The sequence below is a fragment of the Mesorhizobium sp. M8A.F.Ca.ET.208.01.1.1 genome (assembly GCF_004791315.1).
In the GTDB taxonomy this organism is placed as follows: Bacteria; Pseudomonadota; Alphaproteobacteria; order Rhizobiales; family Rhizobiaceae; genus Mesorhizobium.
In genome coordinates, this window is record NZ_SRUT01000462.1 from 1 (window position 1) to 278 (window position 278).

At 64.4% G+C, this 278-nt stretch carries 1 pseudogene; it reads right to left on the reverse strand.

Going from position 1 to position 278, the window contains the following annotated elements:
• Positions 1-238: pseudogene (locus EN851_RS36080) on the reverse strand (DNA-3-methyladenine glycosylase 2 family protein); the annotation flags it as partial.
• Positions 239-278 lie beyond the last annotated feature (40 nt).

Below are 278 nucleotides of genomic sequence, written 5' to 3' on the forward strand. Positions count from 1 at the left end.
GGATCCCCTGCGGCGTCAACGGATCGACCAGCTTGATCAGTCGGCCGAAGATGGCGTCGGCGCTGGCGCGGGAAACCTGCTGCGAAACGATAATCGAAGCAAGGCTTTGAAAGCCTGGCTCCGACAGCCGAAGCGGGACTTCGCCCGCCTTGTCGCGCACCGTCTCCAGCCGGGGGTCGATCCGGCAGAGCGCATCGAGCCCTGCCGCAATGTCGTCGAGCGAGGCGATGCGTTGCACGTTGCTTGTTCCCAGGGCGCCCGCGAAGTGGCAATTGATA